11 protein-coding genes are annotated in these 17017 nt (G+C 48.6%); 3 read left to right on the top strand and 8 right to left on the bottom strand.

Annotation, left to right across the window (positions count from 1 at the left end):
* Positions 1 to 148: 148 nt before the first annotated feature.
* Complete coding sequence (locus ACJJJB_RS08595) at positions 149 to 1210, top strand: DNA-binding protein (RefSeq protein WP_445366066.1); 1062 nt, start codon at positions 149 to 151, stop codon at positions 1208 to 1210.
* 295 nt (positions 1211 to 1505) lie between these two features.
* Positions 1506 to 3200 (top strand): BCCT family transporter, encoded by a 1695-nt coding sequence (locus ACJJJB_RS08590; protein WP_445366065.1) that lies wholly within the window; start codon positions 1506 to 1508, stop codon positions 3198 to 3200.
* An 87-nt stretch (positions 3201 to 3287) separates the two neighbouring features.
* Here the strand turns inward: ACJJJB_RS08590 and ACJJJB_RS08585 are convergent, their stop codons facing one another.
* The 3 genes from ACJJJB_RS08585 to ACJJJB_RS08575 all read right to left on the bottom strand — a co-directional run bounded on the left by ACJJJB_RS08585 (position 3288) and on the right by ACJJJB_RS08575 (position 7796).
* Complete coding sequence (locus ACJJJB_RS08585; protein WP_444901555.1) at positions 3288 to 5264, bottom strand: acylphosphatase; 1977 nt, start codon at positions 5262 to 5264, stop codon at positions 3288 to 3290.
* 64 nt (positions 5265 to 5328) lie between these two features.
* Entirely contained in the window at positions 5329 to 6630 is a 1302-nt protein-coding gene (gene ectB / locus ACJJJB_RS08580) for a diaminobutyrate--2-oxoglutarate transaminase (RefSeq protein WP_444946752.1), read from the bottom strand.
* A 221-nt stretch (positions 6631 to 6851) separates the two neighbouring features.
* Complete coding sequence (locus ACJJJB_RS08575) at positions 6852 to 7796, bottom strand: M15 family metallopeptidase (RefSeq protein WP_282953459.1); 945 nt, start codon at positions 7794 to 7796, stop codon at positions 6852 to 6854.
* A gap of 275 nt (positions 7797 to 8071) precedes the next feature.
* Here ACJJJB_RS08575 and ACJJJB_RS08570 point away from each other — a divergent pair, with 275 nt between their 5' ends.
* Positions 8072 to 9745 carry a BCCT family transporter gene (locus tag ACJJJB_RS08570; RefSeq protein ID WP_445366064.1) on the top strand — a complete coding sequence of 558 codons (1674 nt, stop codon included), beginning with the start codon at positions 8072 to 8074 and terminating at the stop codon, positions 9743 to 9745.
* A 56-nt stretch (positions 9746 to 9801) separates the two neighbouring features.
* On the opposite strand, the gene ACJJJB_RS08565 is transcribed toward ACJJJB_RS08570, so the two are convergent.
* The 5 genes from ACJJJB_RS08565 to ACJJJB_RS08545 all read right to left on the bottom strand — a co-directional run bounded on the left by ACJJJB_RS08565 (position 9802) and on the right by ACJJJB_RS08545 (position 17016).
* Positions 9802 to 10515 (bottom strand): TorF family putative porin, encoded by a 714-nt coding sequence (locus tag ACJJJB_RS08565; protein ID WP_282953460.1) that lies wholly within the window; start codon positions 10513 to 10515, stop codon positions 9802 to 9804.
* A gap of 63 nt (positions 10516 to 10578) precedes the next feature.
* Positions 10579 to 11796, bottom strand: a complete 1218-nt coding sequence (locus ACJJJB_RS08560; RefSeq protein ID WP_282953461.1) for a BCCT family transporter — start codon at positions 11794 to 11796, stop codon at positions 10579 to 10581.
* 123 nt (positions 11797 to 11919) lie between these two features.
* Positions 11920 to 13593, bottom strand: a complete 1674-nt coding sequence (gene betA, locus ACJJJB_RS08555; protein ID WP_445366063.1) for a choline dehydrogenase — start codon at positions 13591 to 13593, stop codon at positions 11920 to 11922.
* 12 nt (positions 13594 to 13605) lie between these two features.
* On the bottom strand, positions 13606 to 15069 hold the full coding sequence (gene betB, locus ACJJJB_RS08550) for a betaine-aldehyde dehydrogenase (RefSeq protein WP_282953463.1): 1464 nt from the start codon (positions 15067 to 15069) through the stop codon (positions 13606 to 13608).
* A gap of 528 nt (positions 15070 to 15597) precedes the next feature.
* Positions 15598 to 17016: a sodium/proline symporter gene (locus ACJJJB_RS08545; RefSeq protein ID WP_282953464.1), complete on the bottom strand. Its 1419-nt coding sequence runs from the start codon at positions 17014 to 17016 to the stop codon at positions 15598 to 15600.
* Between the last annotated feature and the right edge of the window lies 1 nt (position 17017).

Below are 17017 nucleotides of genomic sequence, written 5' to 3'. Positions count from 1 at the left end.
GGAAATGCGGGCTTTCTTATGAATATAACCTTCGATAAGAATCATTATCGAAGGTTATAAAGGTAAATTCAAGAATTGGTTAATTGTATAGTATTATGTAATATTACGTATTACGTAATTTGTAACGAAATAATCTAAGGAAAGGCTAATGGCACGTGCAGGGGTTACTTATTTCGATATTGTTGAGGCTGCGAAAGCGGTAAAGGCCCTGGGGGAAGAGCCAACGGTAGATCGGGTGCGATCTCACCTGGGAACTGGCAGCAAAAGCACTATCGCGCCACTGTTAAAGCGTTGGCGTAGCGAGATTGCCAATGACACAGATGTTAGCGGCCTCCCTAGGGACCTGGTGGAGGCTCTCAAAGGGTTACATCAGCGCATCCAGGGGCAGGCGGACCAAAGAGTTGAAGAGGTTCAGCAGGAATTTAAGGCTCAGGAAGAATCAATAGCCGCCCAACTCAGCGAGGTTCAGGAGAAAAACTCCAAGCAGGCGGCCAGTGTTCGTGAGCTGGAGCGGAAGCTGGCGATTGCGGAAACCGAAAAGCGCCAGCTAAAGCGGGCTCTAGATGATACACAGAAAGCAGTTGAGAAGAGCGAATTTCAACGTGAAGAGGGTTTGGGCCGTATTCAGGAGCAGAAAGAGTCCATTGAGGAAATGAGGCTCGAGAACCGTGATATCCGTGAGCACTTCGAGCATTTCCAGCAGCGAACAGCCAGCGATCGTCAGCATGAAAGGGATCAGTTCCGCTCCGCAAATGAGCAGTTGAAAGGTCAAGTCGCCATACTTACTGAGCAGTTGGCACTGACCGAGCGCAAGTTAAGTGAGCAGGAGCTGCTGAATAAACACGGGCAGGCACTGGTGGCAGAAGTTAATCGAGAAAAGCATGATCTATGTGAACAGATTGGAGCATCTCAAGCGGAAGTCGAGGTGCTTAGAAGGCAGGCTGAAGATCAGGGCAAGCTGGACATGGCTAGAGCTACGGAGATAACCAGCTTACAGAACCAGTTAGCCCAACTGCAAAGTGACTACTCAGCTCTCGCCAAAGAGGCACAGTTACAATATCAGTCCATGGAAAAGCTCGAAATAGATTTGACTTTATCCAAGGACCGCATAGAGCAGCTGGCGGATGAAAATCGTATCCTGCTGCAGGAAAAGGCGATGATACAAGGGCAGTTCACCCAGCTGGAGAACTCCCTGAAAATTCAGAAGTGAAAGTCTTGTGGCAACGTTCAAGTCGTTGAGGTTATGAGAGAAGCGGGCTGAAAATAGGCGTTGACTCTCGTGGTCCAGAATGCATATACGAGGAGAAAGTGGAGTCTGCATTGAACTTCAGTGAGATGTTGATAAAATCCACCAGCATAAAAGCAAAACTAAAAAGCAATTCATTCTGATTCCTTCTTTTATATAAGTTCTAGCTCAATAACATCGCCTTATTTTCAGTTCTTTATATACAGTCTCACTTGCTTTTATTTTGCCGCAGTTTTTTATGGCAAACAGGAGGCAAGTGTTGTCCAGTAACTTTAGAGAGATTATTGATAAGCCCACTTTCTTTGGAGCGCTGGCGCTGCTGATAATGGTGACTGTGCCCTTGGTGCTTTACCCTGAGGTCGGCGCAGCCTGGGTACTGGTGGCTAAGAATTTTGTCACTGACAAATTAGGGGTCTTTTATTTGCTGCTGGGAGTTGGGGCGATTCTGTTTATGGTCTACATCGTATTTAGCGATATAGGTCAGATCAAACTGGGTAGCCCTGAAGAGAACCCTGAATTTTCAACACTATCCTGGGCTTCCATGCTTTTTTGCGCGGGCATTGGGGCCTCAATCCTCTATTGGTCCATGGTCGAGTGGATCTACTACTACCAGTCTCCGCCCTTTCAGGTTGAAGGGGGAACGCCTGAGGCTGCACGCTGGGCGGTCGCTTACGGTATATTTCATTGGGGGCCCTTGGCGTGGTCTATTTATTTGATACCGGCACTACCTATTGCCTATTTCTACTATGTACGCAATCACAGTGTATTGAAGATCAGTGAAGCACTGATGCCGGTTTTGGGGGAGCAGCGGGCGCAAGGGGGTATTGGCAAGCTGATTGACGTCTTGTTTGTGTTTGGCATGCTGGGAGGTGGTGCCACTACCTTAGGGATTGCCGCTCCTTTGATTACCCAAGGCGCTCATGAACTGCTAGGTGTGCCAACTGGGCTGGGTACCCAGGTAACCGTACTAATGATCTGTACGCTGATCTTTGGCTATAGCGCATTTGTAGGTCTGAAGAAGGGTATTCGGGCGCTTTCCAATGTGAACATGTGGCTTTCGATCGCCCTGCTGGTATTTGTTTTTCTTGTTGGTCCAACCCTGTTTATGCTAAATACCGGGTTAGATGCCTTGGGCCGTGTGCTGGACAACATCTTCCATATGGCATCCTGGACTGAGCCATTTGCCAGGTTTGAGCAGTTCCCGGATACACACTTCCCGCAAGACTGGACCATCTTTTACTGGGCCTGGTGGTTGGTTTTTGCACCCAGTGTTGGTTTATTTATTGCTCGCATTTCTCGCGGCAGGACTATCAAGACGATGGTAGTCGGTTCTATCTTCTTTGGTACCCTGGGTTGCTTTCTGTTCTTTATGGTGTTGGGTAACTACGGAGTTTATCTTCAATTTTCCGGTGAATTGGATGTTGTACAGATATTAAATGAGCAGGGGGCTACAGAGGCTATCTTTGCTACGCTTAAAACACTTCCCGCCAGTAAGCTGGTCATCCTGGTTTACACCATACTCGCGCTTATCTTTACAGCAACTACCTTTGACTCCATCTCTTATATTCTCGCTGCTGTGGTGCAGAAGGAAGTAGATGAGGAACCAGCGCGATGGAATCGCCTATTTTGGGCTTTTGCTTTGTCTGTGATGCCGGTGACTTTGATGTTTCTCGGTGGATTAGACACTCTGCAGACTGCCAGCGTTATTGGTGGAGTCCCATTGCTTATTGTTGCCCTCCTGCTTTGCATATCGATCGTTAAAGCTGCTGATTATGATTTGCGCTACCAGCCTGATTATGAGGAAAAGGAAATTTATATCGAAGACTTCCCGAAGGAAGACCCCTGGACTAAGGAAGGGGACTGGGAGATACCCAGTCATGGCACCCATGGGATATCACATGACGATAAGCCCCATATTGAAGGTGACCCTGGAAGCCATCCGTCCAGGTTATAAGAACAGGTAATGCTCTGGTGAGCGCTCTAAGGCACTTTTTTCTAGAGGTGCCTTCTAGATCACTCTTAAAAAATCAAGGAGTTGCCATTAGCTAACCACCACAAAGCTTGAATGTTGAATTTTACTATATTCTTCAATTCGAATTATATCTCCATAGTTTGCTCCCATGAGGTCTTGGCAGGTGGTAAGAAAGTCATCAAGAGCTCTGGGCGCCCCCTCTAAAAGCATTTCCAAGGTTTCATTTTGGATGTTTTTCGCCCACCCTGAAATGCCAAATCTTGCCGCACTTTTTTGTATTTTTTCAGCAAGATCTTTAAAAGATACCTCTTTACCTAGTTGGATATGTATAGATTTTTGAATGGTTATAGTTTGATCTTCACTTTCAAATAAAGAGTCCAGTAAAGCGCCAGCTACATCTCGACCAATACCAATATCTGGATGGTGATGCCAAGCCAGAAAGGGCTTGTATGTGACATCTCTAATTGCCCATTCCTGGTCTTTAGGAGATGCAGATATATCTTCGGCAATAATAGTTACCCCGGAAAGGTAGGGGTGGAACAACTCTGATATAACATGACTCGCAATCTCCGTGAATTTGCAATGTATCTCCCTGGTTACTTCCTGCCATCTATGGTTTACTCCAAGCTCTGTATTTAGCTTGTATCCTTCATGAATGCTTTGAAGTACGGACACTACCGCACCATCTATTAGTACCAGCCTGTATATCTTTAGTTTTTCACCTACATCATTTTTACTGAAGTAAGGTATTTTTTTGTACTTCAGGAAGCTTGAGAGAAAACTTTTATCATTGCATATTATTCGCGATACTAAAGATGTGCTTTCTGGCATGCAGCCAAGAAATAGGTGCGATTGTTTTTTATTTTTGGCAATAAACACATTGTCATCTACATCCTCAGTTTTGATTCCTTTCCTTAGGGCAGCCTGTTTGATAAATTTTATTGAGTTTCCAAGCTCTCTAAGTGATGCATTATCACTTATGGTGTAAGAGTATTGAGGGGCTGGATTGTAGCTAGCCTTTTTGTTTCCAGTGGCCGCAGATGGGTGTTTTAAAACATATTCAAGTAGTGCTTTAGGGGTGTTAATCTGATCGCCGTATCCCGGAAATGTAGGGGAAGATATATCTGGATTGGAGTTAACCTCAAGGACAACGGCCCTGGCATTTTCCTTTTCTGTATCCACAATCAAGTCAACGCCTGCCTGTATAATTCCAGGAAAAGTAGCGGCTGCCCTCTCTGCAATTTCAAGTGTTGCCTTATCTACGTGGTCAATAAAATTGACTATTTCCCCCCCAACTGTTGCTACGCTTGTAAGCCATACTCGCTCATTATGCTCGGGGACATAATCTAAAGTGAGGCCCTTCCTATCGATCAAGTCAAACCGATTGATCGGGTCATGAATCAGATTAGGATTGAGCTTTCTGCGTTCATTTTTCTTTTCTATCAAATGCCTGATACTGCTTATTCCGTCGCCAACTACATTTGCAGGAATTCTAACAAATGCTGTTACGGCTTTGCCTCCAATTACCCAGACCCTTAAATCATATCCGTCAATGCTTTTCTCAACAATAATTTCCTTACTGTACTTTGCTGCAAATTCCCAGCCGCTAATGAATTCTTCTTCGGTGCAAATACCGGTGGTAACACCTCTGGCCATGGAAGCATTGTTTGGTTTGATGGCAACCTTGCCATTAAAGTTCTTGAAATAGGCAAGAGCGCTCTTAATATCCTTGAAAACATTCCCCTCCGGAACCGGCACTCCATTCTCAGTTAACATCTTCTTTGCAATGTTCTTGATTCTTGCACAGTAGCTATGAACACAGGAGCTTGATGGGGAGTTGCTCAAGAATGGGACTCGCAGGTCCCCATTGATGATCTCGTAAATAGATTTTTCATGAAACTTGAAAGTGCATCCTAACCTTTCAGCTTCTGCAGTTATTATTGGCAGGCTAAGATCTCTCTCCTTTACTTTAAGAAAAGGGGAGTTGGAATAGTCATTCTCTTCAGTGAGAATATTACTTAAATTTATCTGTTTCTCATTCAACATAAATATATACATCCATGTATGTTATAGGCTCTAGGTGTTTTCTATTCTTGGTCCGCTGGATAAATTATATTCGGCAGGTGTCAATGTTGGTCATTGTCTGCAGTATATTTTCTTCCCTGGCAAAGACTTCCTGAAGTGCTTTTTCAATAATATCGATACCGCCTTGAAGGTTTTGATCACTGGTAGTTAGGGGGCAAAGCAGTTTAAGAACCTGGTCATCGGCGCCACTGGTCTCAATAATCAGCTGATGTTCAAACGCATACTCGGATACCCTTTTGGCCAGATAGCCTGTTACGCAGTCGATGCCTTGAAACATACCACGGCCTTTACTTTTCAGTAGGCCCTCGCCGTATTGATTAATAATGCTGTTAAGACGTGAGGAGATATAGCTGCCTTTTCGCTTTATATCTTCAGAGAAGCTAGGGTCTGACCAGTAGTGGTCAATTGCCGCTTTTGCGGTTACAAATGCCAGGCTGTTACCGCGGAAGGTACCATTGTGTTCCCCTGGCTTCCATTGATCCAGCTTGGGTTTCATTAAGACTAGTGCGATCGGTAATCCATAACCTCCAAGCGACTTGGAAAGAGTGATAATATCGGGCTCAATTCCCGCCTCTTCGAAACTGAAGAAATCGCCTGTTCGTCCACAGCCAGCCTGGATATCGTCAACTATCAAAAGCAATTCATGTTTTCTGCAAACACTCTGTAGATTTCTTAACCATCCGATACTGGCACTATTAATACCGCCTTCACCTTGAATTGTTTCCACAATAACGGCAGCTGGTGAGCCGATACCACTACTGGAGTCCGATAGTGCCTTATCCAGGTACTCCGTTGTGTCAATGCCGTTCCCCAAGTAGCCGTCATAAGGCATTCGATGGGTACCACTTAGTAGAATACCTGCCGCATCTCTGTGATAGGAGTTTCCCGTTGCTGTGAGGGAACCAAGACTTACACCATGAAAACCATTGGTAAAGGCAATAATGGCTTGCCGTCCAGTGACCTTGCGGGCAACCTTCATGGCGGCTTCTACTGCATTAGTACCTGTAGGTCCTGTAAATTGGATGATGTATTCCATGCCCCTGGGGGCAAGGATATTGTCACTAAAGGTTTGTAGAAACTCTCCCTTGGCCTTGGTGTGTAGATCCAGACCGTGTGTAATACCGTCGGCCCGGATGTAATCCAATAGAGCCCCTTTGAATAGTGCGTTATTGTGCCCATAATTGAGTGCACCTGCTCCAGCCAGAAAATCTAAATACTGGTTTCCATCCAGGTCCCACAATAATTCACCTTTTGCGCGACAGAACACCTTTGGGAAGGATCGTGCATAGCTTTGCACTTCCGATTCAACCTCATCGAAAATCTTCATTCTGTACTCTTAATGAAGTTTGGCTATTTAAATGAGTGTAGTGGTATCCCAAATAGGGTACTTATATGGGAGCTAAAATTGCCATTTGATACAACGCTGCCTGGATCTTCTAGCTTGTATTATAAAGGCGTGATATTTTGCGATTCGTACCTCTAAGATGACGTCTTAGATATGCTACTAAAAATATGGCGCCAATTTAGCCGCTATTTACCACAGTTACATTATTGAGAACCAAATGCAGGCGTCACCCGATCTACACAGTATTTTCTGAGGTGAGTGGGGTTATTGATAAGCGTGTTCTCTTTGAAACACTGATTAAGCAGGCTCACATACTGGTTGAATAGCAGCTTTGCTTCCTTTACCGGTAAAGAAACGAGCCGGTTAATAAACTGGCGGGTACCAACCTGGAAGTGCATATAATCAATCGGAGCATTCCAATCTCCTCCCCAGACAGCAAAGCCATGCTTGGCAAAAACTGTAGTTATATCTTCAGACATTCCTTTGCGTATCGGCTTTCCTGCCCGGTATTTTGCTCGGTTTAAATAACCCTCTGCTGCATCCTTCGGGATTACCACTGCTTTTGAGTGTTTATCTATATGTAGATAGGGATTCTGTAGGGGGTTGATATCAATGGCAACACCATAAGCATGCTCAGACCACTTATTTCCGCCGGTGATGGGCCGGGAATCAAAGGCGAGCGTGTTATTCATATCATCTGCAAGACGCTCTTTCTTCGTGAAATACTCAATTGGTATTGCTGATTCTATCGGAAAATGCAATTGGTATAGCTCTGTAAAAAGATCCAATACTTCAGCGGCAACGACATCAAGTACAATAATTGCCCCTTTTTCAGGGGTCTTAATAGTACTTGTTTGATTGATACTTGTGGCACCTTTATTACTACTGGTTGCATTACTTTTTTCTGTCGGGTTAGGTAAGAGTGGATAGAAATTAAAAACTACTCTCTTTAGACGTCCACAGCCGATAGGAGAATCACTTCTGATAACTTGCCTATATCCCATTAGCTCACAATCCTTTTGGGAGACATCATAAACACCTATTTCGGATTCAGGCCTGAAGTCATAGATATCAATATCGCTTAAAGGACTTTTTGTACACGCCCACAGAGCTAAGCCAAATAGAATGGTGATCGCCAATTTATACATATCGATCCTTCTCTTTTACTTTGAAATTTTTAACTTTCAAAGCTGTTTGAATATGTGCCGATCTGTGTTTGGTAAGGAAAGTTAGTAGTGAATTTCGCCATATGAATGTCATATCAGTATACTTTTTGGCATCACATTGTCTTCCTAAAAGATTGGCGTATTAATGTTCGGTAGTGTTGCGTAGGGGGTTTATAAAAGGCTCAAGTCATAATAGTGATACTGGTGTATGTTATTTTTCTTTTGACCACCAATATCAATTAATACGGAGAGATTTATTGAATAGGGGATCGGAAGATCTAATAGACTGGCCCACCTTTTTGGGCGCTCTGGCAATATTGCTAGTGACAACACTGCCTCTGATCTTATATCCCGAGGCTGGCTCTATGTGGCTCTTGGCAGTGAAAGACCTGGTAACAGAAAAGTTAGGTGTTTTTTATCTTCTACTTGGCATAGGGGCGATGCTGTTTGTGCTATATGTCGCATTTAGCGATATCGGCCGGATAAAACTGGGAGGCCAAAAGGAAGCTCCAGAGTTCTCAACTGTGTCCTGGGCTGCCATGCTGTTTTCTTCTGGCATTGGCGCTTCGATTTTATATTGGTCGATGGTTGAATGGATCTACTACTACCAACAGCCGCCGTTCCAAGTTCAAGCGAGTTCAGTCGAAGCCGCCCGTTGGGCAGTTTCTTACGGAATTTTTCACTGGGGGCCATTAGCCTGGTCCATTTATTTGATCCCTGCGGTGCCTATTGCTTACTTCTATTATGTACGCCAGCGTAAAGTCCTGAAATTTAGCCAAGCACTTGCACCTGTGCTGGGGGAGGGGAGAGCTAATGGGCCCATTGGCAAGGCTATAGATATTTCCCTGGTGTTTGGGATGCTCGGAGGTGCCGCTACGCGACTTGGTATTGCTGCGCCGCTGATTACTTTGGGGCTTTATAAGATATTTGGCACGCCTACCGGACTGGGGGCTCAGATTGGCGTACTTGTGATATGTGCACTGTTGTTTGGCTACAGTGCCCTTGCAGGTTTGAAACGGGGAATTGGCGCACTCTCGAACTTCACTATTTTTCTGTCCCTTGCACTGCTATTCTTTGTATTTGTCGTTGGCCCAACGCTATTTATGCTTAACAGCGGGCTGGACTCTCTGGGCAGGGCCCTGCATAACTTTTTGCAGATGGCCACTTGGACTGAATCCTTCTCTCATTTCCAGCAGTTTCCCAACACCCGTTTTCCCCAGGAGTGGACCGTTTTCTATTGGGCTTGGTGGCTGGTTTTTGCGCCGAGTATTGGCCTTTTTATTGCGCGTATTTCCCGAGGCAGGACCATCAAGGAAATGATCCTTGGTTCAATATTATTTGGTACTCTCGGATGCTTCTTGTTCTTTATGGTGCTGGGCAACTACGGGGTTTACCTGCATTTCTCGGGTCAGTTGGATTTGGTGCAAATGCTGAATCAGCAAGGTGCTAATAGCACGATCTTTGCGATTTTGGATACGCTCCCGGCAAGCCAGTTGGTTGTGTTGCTATACACACTGATCGCACTGGTCTTCACGGTTATTACTTTTGACTCCATTTCTCACATTCTTGCGGCCGTTGTGCAGAAGGAGGTCGATGGTGAGCCTCTTCGGTGGAATCGAATTTTCTGGGCATTTGCTCTGGCAGTAATGCCAATCGCCTTGCTGTTTATCGGTGGGCTCGAAGCACTGCAGGCCGCAAGTATTATTGCCGGTGTACCTTTACTGCTAATCGCACTTTTACTTTGTATCTCAATCGTCAAAGTTGCCCGGCACGACTTGGCTTTACATCCGGCCTTGGCTGAAAAGGAAATCGTTTTAGAGGGCCTGCCAAAAGAAGAACACCGGAACTCAAATGGGGCGCCTGCGCAAGAACAAGTGATGATGAAATCTGCTGAGAAGCTCGGCAAGGGCAGTGAAGGGGAGTTGCCTTAGGAGTTGCCTGGCGAGGAACCCCGGGGCCGTTTTAGGCCCCGGCTTGCATTCTTAACTTAAAAGTTAAAGGTGCGGGCAACAGAGAAAACAATACGTTCGTCGGCATTCTCAGAATCGAGAGTAGTGTTTTCTGCTGCAACATTGAGGTCGAAGCCGTTCAGGGAGGTCATGTACTCTACACGGTAGTGGTTGTAGGCTTTTTTACCTTCCCAGGTCCAGTTATCTTTATTGACGCTGGTGGAGCGGTCAGCACTGAAGCGAATATTGTGACCCTCTGCAAGCTCAAAGGTATGGGCCAGCATCATAATGTAGTGGCCACCACCCTGGCCAAAGTAATCCCAGCTGTACCAACCGTTGACTTCGGAATCGCCCAGTGCAGAGCTGTAGCCAAACTTGGCATAAGCTTCCGGGTAAGCGTACTCTTCAGAGAAATCATTATCACCGTGATAGGTGTAATAAGCGATTCCGGTGTCCAGGCTCACTTTGTCGGTAAGTTGCATGAACTTACCTGCGTAGAAGTCCCACTCCAGGTTAGTGTCATCACCTTTGCCAAAGTCCACGTTGGAAGCCCAGGTACCAATATACCAACCGTTATCAAAGCCGTAGTCCAGGCTAGCCTGCAGTGCTGGGTCATTCTGGGTCTGGCTAACACCGTTAAAGGTGTAGTCGGTGGTCAGATTTACAGTAGAAGACAGCTCCGCTTGGGATTGCTGAGCAAGTACCAGTAGGGAAGCACAAGTGAGTGCAGAAAGTTTCAACGTCGATTTCATTGTTCAATTACCACTTATTTATATTTTGTAGCCCCCGCCAAACTAGGCGGGGGATTTCAACAGTTAGCTCGCCAGTTCGATCTTGTTAAAGTCGACTTTGTTTTCTTTAGGCGAGGAGTCGATAGCTGCTACCGCTCTAAAGCGCTTCACCAGGATGTAACCCAGACAGCAGAAGAAGATGCCGATCACCAGAGCGCCGATCCACTGGATTTGCAGGAAGTCCAGCTTGAACAATAGGGTGAGCAGGCTCATTGCAGCCAGGTTCAGCACGAAGTACTTCCACTTGCCCAGGCGCGCAACGGTCATGCCCAGATTATCGGTGTACAGGCGAATCAGGGAATCCAGCGAGTTGATCACGAAGGTAATACCCACAATCACCATAGCCAGGTTGTAGAAGCCGCTGGTATCCAGGCCTTGGCTGGAGTAGTAGTAGAGCACGGTGAACCAGAGCGCGATGGGGATGGATGGGAAGATCAGCATCGCCGCCAGTACTTGGTAAGTGCGCAGGCCGCCCACAAAGCGGGAGGTAAACTGGCCAATCATAATGCTCCAGGCAAACCACCAGAACAGGTAGAACTCGTGGTAGTCATTTAACGGCAGCACGAACTGGTGGATATTGCCGAAGTAACCGCCGAGCAGTGCAAAGGTGGAAGCAAAGTCTCCAACGTTGCCATTCTCACCGGTAAAGGCGCCTACCCACATGACCGCGATCAGGCCAATAAACATCCAGGTAGTCGCCAGGCTGAGGAAGCGTACATAGCGCAGGCTAGTGGATGAGTAGACCGCAGCGGCGATCACTGCAAAGACGATCAGGTAGAAGGTGCCAACAATGGTTTCACCATCGCCAACTTGCGGCAGGTACCAGGGCAGGTTGCTGAGCAGCAAGTAGGCGGTAAAAGCACAGGTTCCGATAATCACCACATTGTTGATCAGCTTTACTGGGCCCAACTCAAAGAATTTAACTTTGGGCTCGATAATGCAGAAGTAAAAACAGGTGAGGAAGTAGAAGCCCCAGATCAGGAAGGCCCAAAAACCAAACTCAATCGCGAGTGGGTTGGTGAAACCATATTCTGGGCTATTGGCTAAGTCTGCGTAGCCACCGAACTCGGTGAGGGGGAACATGATCAGGCCTACATCAAGGCCGGAGGTGAAAAGGATCGCTATAAAAGTGAAGGTTTTGACCGGGGTTACCCCGACCATCTTCACATTTCCCCATTTAATCAGCGAGAAAATTATTGCCGTGAAGGTAAACAATAATCCCGCGGAAAGCCAAGCTGTCATGCTGAGTCTCCAGCTAGTTATTGGTATGCCGGCGCCCCCAAAGGGCATTGCTGTGCGAGATTTGAATATCCCCGTCGCGTTTGAAGGGGGCAGTCAAATCTCTGCCAGAGCGCCGACGTAAATTCAGCTCACAGAGCGCGCAGGGCGGCCAGGTCGCTGAGTGCTGGTAGCCTTGGTCGCTACCGGTGCCTCGGAGGGCGCCAATACGGGGCGCCCTAAAATCAGGTCAGCAGCCCGCTCCGCCACCATAATGGTGGGCGCATTCAGGTTGCCGTTGGGAATGGTTGGAAAGATGGAGGAATCTACAACTCTCAAACCCTGCAAACCGTGTACACGGGTTTCCGGGTCTACCACTGCCATTGGATCAGTGCCCATCTTGCAGGAGCAGGATGGGTGGTAAGCACTCTCGACGGATTCCCGTACGAAAGCGTCAATTTGTTCATCAGTCTGGATATCGGTGCCGGGCTGGATTTCATCGCCTCGGTACTCGTCGAAAGCCGGCTGATTGATAATCTCGCGAGTCAGTCGCACACAAGCACGGAAACCCTCGATATCCTCTTTCTCCTGTAAATAATTAAACAGGATGGAAGGGGATTGCTTGGGATCACTGCTCACCACTTTGACCCTGCCGCGACTCTTGGGCTTGTTGTGCCCGATATGTACCTGGAAGCCGTGGCCATCGAAAGCTTCGCGGCCGTCATAGCGCATGGCTGCCGGCAGGAAGTGATATTGCAGGTCCGGCCACTCCACGTTTTCCTTGGAGCGAATAAAACCGCAGGACTCGAAATGGTTGGTGGCTCCAAGGCCATCCTTCTTCAGTATCCAACGAGCGCCGATCAGGAATTTATTCCAGGGGTCGAGCTTGCCATTCAGGGAAATCGGCTGGTTACAGCGGAACTGGAAATAGAACTCCAGGTGGTCCTGCAGGTTTTGGCCGACGCCGGGGAGTTCGTGTTGGAGTTCGATACCGGCTTCTGCCAGTGTGTCGGGGTCTCCGATTCCAGAGAGCTGAAGAAGGTGAGGGGAGCCGATGGGACCTGCGCTGAGGATGACTTCCTGCCGCGCCTTGAATTCCAGGATCTTTCCCTTGCGTTCAAGTTTGATTCCGACTGCCCGTTTACCTTCCAGAATCACCTTATGCACAGTGGCGTGGGTCAATACCGTCAAATTGGGGCGCTGCATGGCCGGTTTCAGGTAAGCGTTGGCGGTAGACCAGCGCTTTCCATCTTTTACCGTCATATGCATGGGACCAAAGCCCTCTTGCTGCTCACCGTTGTAATCTGCGGTGTAGTCGTAGCCAGCTTCTTTGCCAGCTTCGATAAAGGCTCCATAAAGGGGGTTGGCCATTTCATTGCCGTTATTGACCCCCAGTGGACCTTCGTCGCCACGGTAATCGTCACCGCCGAAAGCCCAGGTCTCAGAGCGTTTGAAGTAGGGCAGACAGTGGGCGTAGTCCCAGCCTTCGGCGCCGTGCTGTGCCCACTCATCAAAGTCTTTGGCGTGCCCGCGCACGTAAACCATCCCGTTAATCGAGGATGAACCCCCGAGCACCTTGCCTCTGGGGCAATGCATGCTGCGGTTGTCCAGGTACGGCTCTGGCTCAGTCATAAACTGCCAGGCATACTTGTCGGTATTCATCGGAATGGATAGTGCGGTGGGCATCTGGATAAAGATACTGCGATCGCTACCGCCGGTTTCTACCAGGAGGACTTTTTTATCTTCCTGGGCAGACAGGCGGTTAGCCAGAACGCAGCCGGCAGACCCGGCGCCGACAATGATATAGTCAAACTCACTCATACAGGGTACCGCTTAAAATGGACTTTCCAGTGGTGCCAGGCCCACATACACCGCTTTTAGCTGGGTGTAATGATTCAGGGTCGCAAGTCCATTTTCGCGTCCGATTCCGGACAATTTGTATCCGCCCACCGGCATTTCTGCCGGCGAAGCACCGTAGGCATTGATCCAGCAGATACCCGCTTGCATCTGGTGGATCACACGGTGGGCGCGGGTGATATCACGGGTAAATACGCCGGCGGCGAGGCCCAAACGGGTATCGTTAGCGCGGCGGATCACTTCGTCTTCATCATCAAAAACCAGTACCGACATTACCGGGCCGAAGATCTCTTCGCGGCAGATGGTCATATCGTCATGACAGTCGGTGAATACGGTGGGAGCAACGAAGTAACCGTTAGGTGAATTCTCCGGGGAGAGGGTGTGGCCGCCGCAGAACAGGGTCGCACCTTCCTCTTTACCCTTGCTGATGTAGTCCATCACCAGTTGCTGGTGCTTGGCAGAAATCAGCGCGCCGAAGTTGGTGTCCGGATTCATCGGATCACCGGCAATAATGTTTTGCTCAACACGCTCTTTCAGGCGAGCGAGGAACTGATCGTGGATGCTGCGGTGTACAAATACCCGGGTGCCGTTGGTGCAGATTTCGCCCTGGGTGTAGAAGTTGCCCAGCATGGCAGCAGAAACGGCTTGCTCCATGTCGGCATCATCAAAAATCACTAGCGGGGACTTGCCTCCCAGCTCCATGGTGACTTCTTTCAGGTTGGAAGCCGCTGCGGCCATTACTTTCTTGCCGGTACCCACTTCGCCGGTAAAGGAAACCTTGGCGACATCCGGGTGGTTAGTGAGCCAGGCACCCACGGCGCCATCGCCCTGGATTACGTTGAAAACACCCGGGGGCATGCCCGCTTCAATAAAGATTTCAGCCAGCTTCAAAGCGCCTTTGGGGGTCTCTTCGGAAGGTTTGAAGATCATGGCGTTACCGCAGGCCAGGGCCGGGGCGGCTTTCCAGCAGGCGATTTGTAAGGGGTAGTTCCAGGCACCGATTCCAGCGCAGATGCCCAGGGGCTCGCGGCGGGTGTAGTAAAAGTCCTCACCGACTTGCTGTTGATTGCCCTCAATGCCTGCGGCCAGGCCGGCAAAGAATTCGATAGAGTCGGCCCCAGTCACCACATCGACAACACTGGCTTCCTGCCAGGGCTTGCCGGTATCAGCCACTTCGATAGCTGCCAGTTCGTCGTTGCGCTCGCGCAACAGTGCTACTGCTTTCAGCAGGATGCGACCGCGTTCGACCGGCATCATCGCTGACCACTGGGCAAAACCACGCTTGGCGCTCTCGATGGTTTCTGCGAGTACCTTTTCGTCGGCAACCTCAACCTGATAGCTGACCTCGTTGGTAGCCGGGTTATATACATCAAAGCACTCGCCGCTCTCATTCGACAGATAGCGGCCGTCTACAAAATTCCGTTGTTTGTCCAGTGACATCTGTCTCTCCATACTGCTTTAACAGAGGGTCAGTCGGTTGTTCATTGGCGATGGACTTGAAGGGCGCAATGGGCCGATCGTGAAGGTCCAGTCATCATAAAAAAGGGCCGGTCTGACGAAGACATTTGTCCCTAATCGTCAGATTCCAGCCCAGGCTCGATAGTCGTTTATCGAGCGATATGACACAAAATGTAACATATTTTTAATTTGAACTCTAATTGTTAGCACTCAATGCAACAAAGCTGGCGGATTCGTAGGAGGATTTATTTTTCAGCGACTACAGAGTTAATCCGCATTTTCAAAGGTTAAAAGTGGGCTGGGTTGGGCCAAAAATCTCATTTGAACTCTATAAAAAGTACTGTATGAATTTTGCTCAATCTGACGATCTCGGGATCAAGTCAGGTGCCCGTAAGGAGGGGCTTTGGGCGGCAGGAGATAGAATTTGTCGCTTTTGGGGGAGGAGGCTCTAGCTGGTGAAGGTCTGGCAGGTGGGGAGGCTCTACCTCCCCAGAATTACTTTGAGTGAATTTAACTGTTTGCCTCGCGTAAAGTGGAGGTTTGGCGGTTCAGGCTGGCCAGATATAGCACTGCTAACCCAGCTGCAATACCCGGCAATCCCTCATAGATCACGCCGTGATACCCCAGTAGCCGCCAGGTAATCGCTGCTGTAAAGCCGATAATTACTGCTGCGATAGAGGTTGCCTGGGATGGCTTGCCCCCAAAGCACAATACCAGGAGTAGGGGGCCAAATGCGCTGGCAAGTCCCGACCATGCGAAAATAACTAGGCTGAACACACTTTGGCTATTGGCGAGCGCCAGTAGCAATGCGCCGCCGGTTATGGCAACTGTGACAAGCTTGAGGAACCAGGTTTTTTCAATCTTGTGCGGAAGAATATCGTGGGTAATGGCTGCGGAGCAGCTGAGAAGCAGGGAGTCTGCGGTGGACATGGTTGCGGCAAAGATACCAGCAAGGATCAGCCCAACAAAAACAGGGGGCAACAAATCCATAGCCATGGTGGGAAGAGCAAGCTCTGCATCAAAGCTCCCTGTGTCAGCAATAAACACTCTGGATAGCAGACCGACCCCGGTGGCCATACAATAGAAAAGGATAAACCACAGATAGTACCAAGCCCTTGCCCGGTTCATCTTGCTGGAATCCCTCAGGGTCATAAATCGAACCATAACGTGGGGCTGTCCAATCACAGACAATCCGGCAAACCCCCAACTGATCACAAAGAGTATCACCCCGCCCCAGCCCGCAAAGGCGAGCCCCTCGGGAAACCAATGGGTAAAACCTTCAATAGCCTGCATTTGTATCGCCGCACTGGTGATACCACCCAAATTGGCAAGGGCGACGGCTAGAAGTGCTGCCATAGCCCCCATCATAACGATGGATTGGGCCGCATCAGTCCAAATGGATGCGCGGATGCCGCCAGCTAAACAGTAGAGGCAAACAAGCACAGCTCCAACTACAGCACCGGACCAGAGGGGCCAATCCAGCAGTACGTGCAGGGCTTTGCTGCCGGCAACCATTTGGGCAGAGGCATAAGTTAATAAAAACAGCAGGGAAATGATGCCGATCAGGCGCTGCAGGGCTGAGTACTTCTGTCCGTGCCAGTTACTGAGAACACCTGCGTAGCTGACCTCACCACTTGAACTGGTAGCGGTCCTTAATCGCTTGTGTACATAGAGGGAGGCCAGAAAATCACCGGCAATCCACCCCACCATCAACCATATGGAGGCCAACCCGGTGGTGTAGGTATAGCCGATAACCCCGATAAACATATAACCGCTATTGTTCGTTGCCACAGCAGACAACCCCACCAGCCAAGGGGAGACGCCACTGCTGGCAAGGTAATAGTCGGCTTTGGTTTGACGGCTGAACATCGCAGAAGAGAGGCCGACCAGAGTGAACAAAAGTAAAAAACCAAGAAATGAATAGATCATC

The organism is Microbulbifer variabilis (assembly GCF_052468405.1).
The sequence above is the reverse complement of the archived record's forward strand: the minus strand, read 5'-3'. Positions and strand labels throughout refer to the sequence as shown.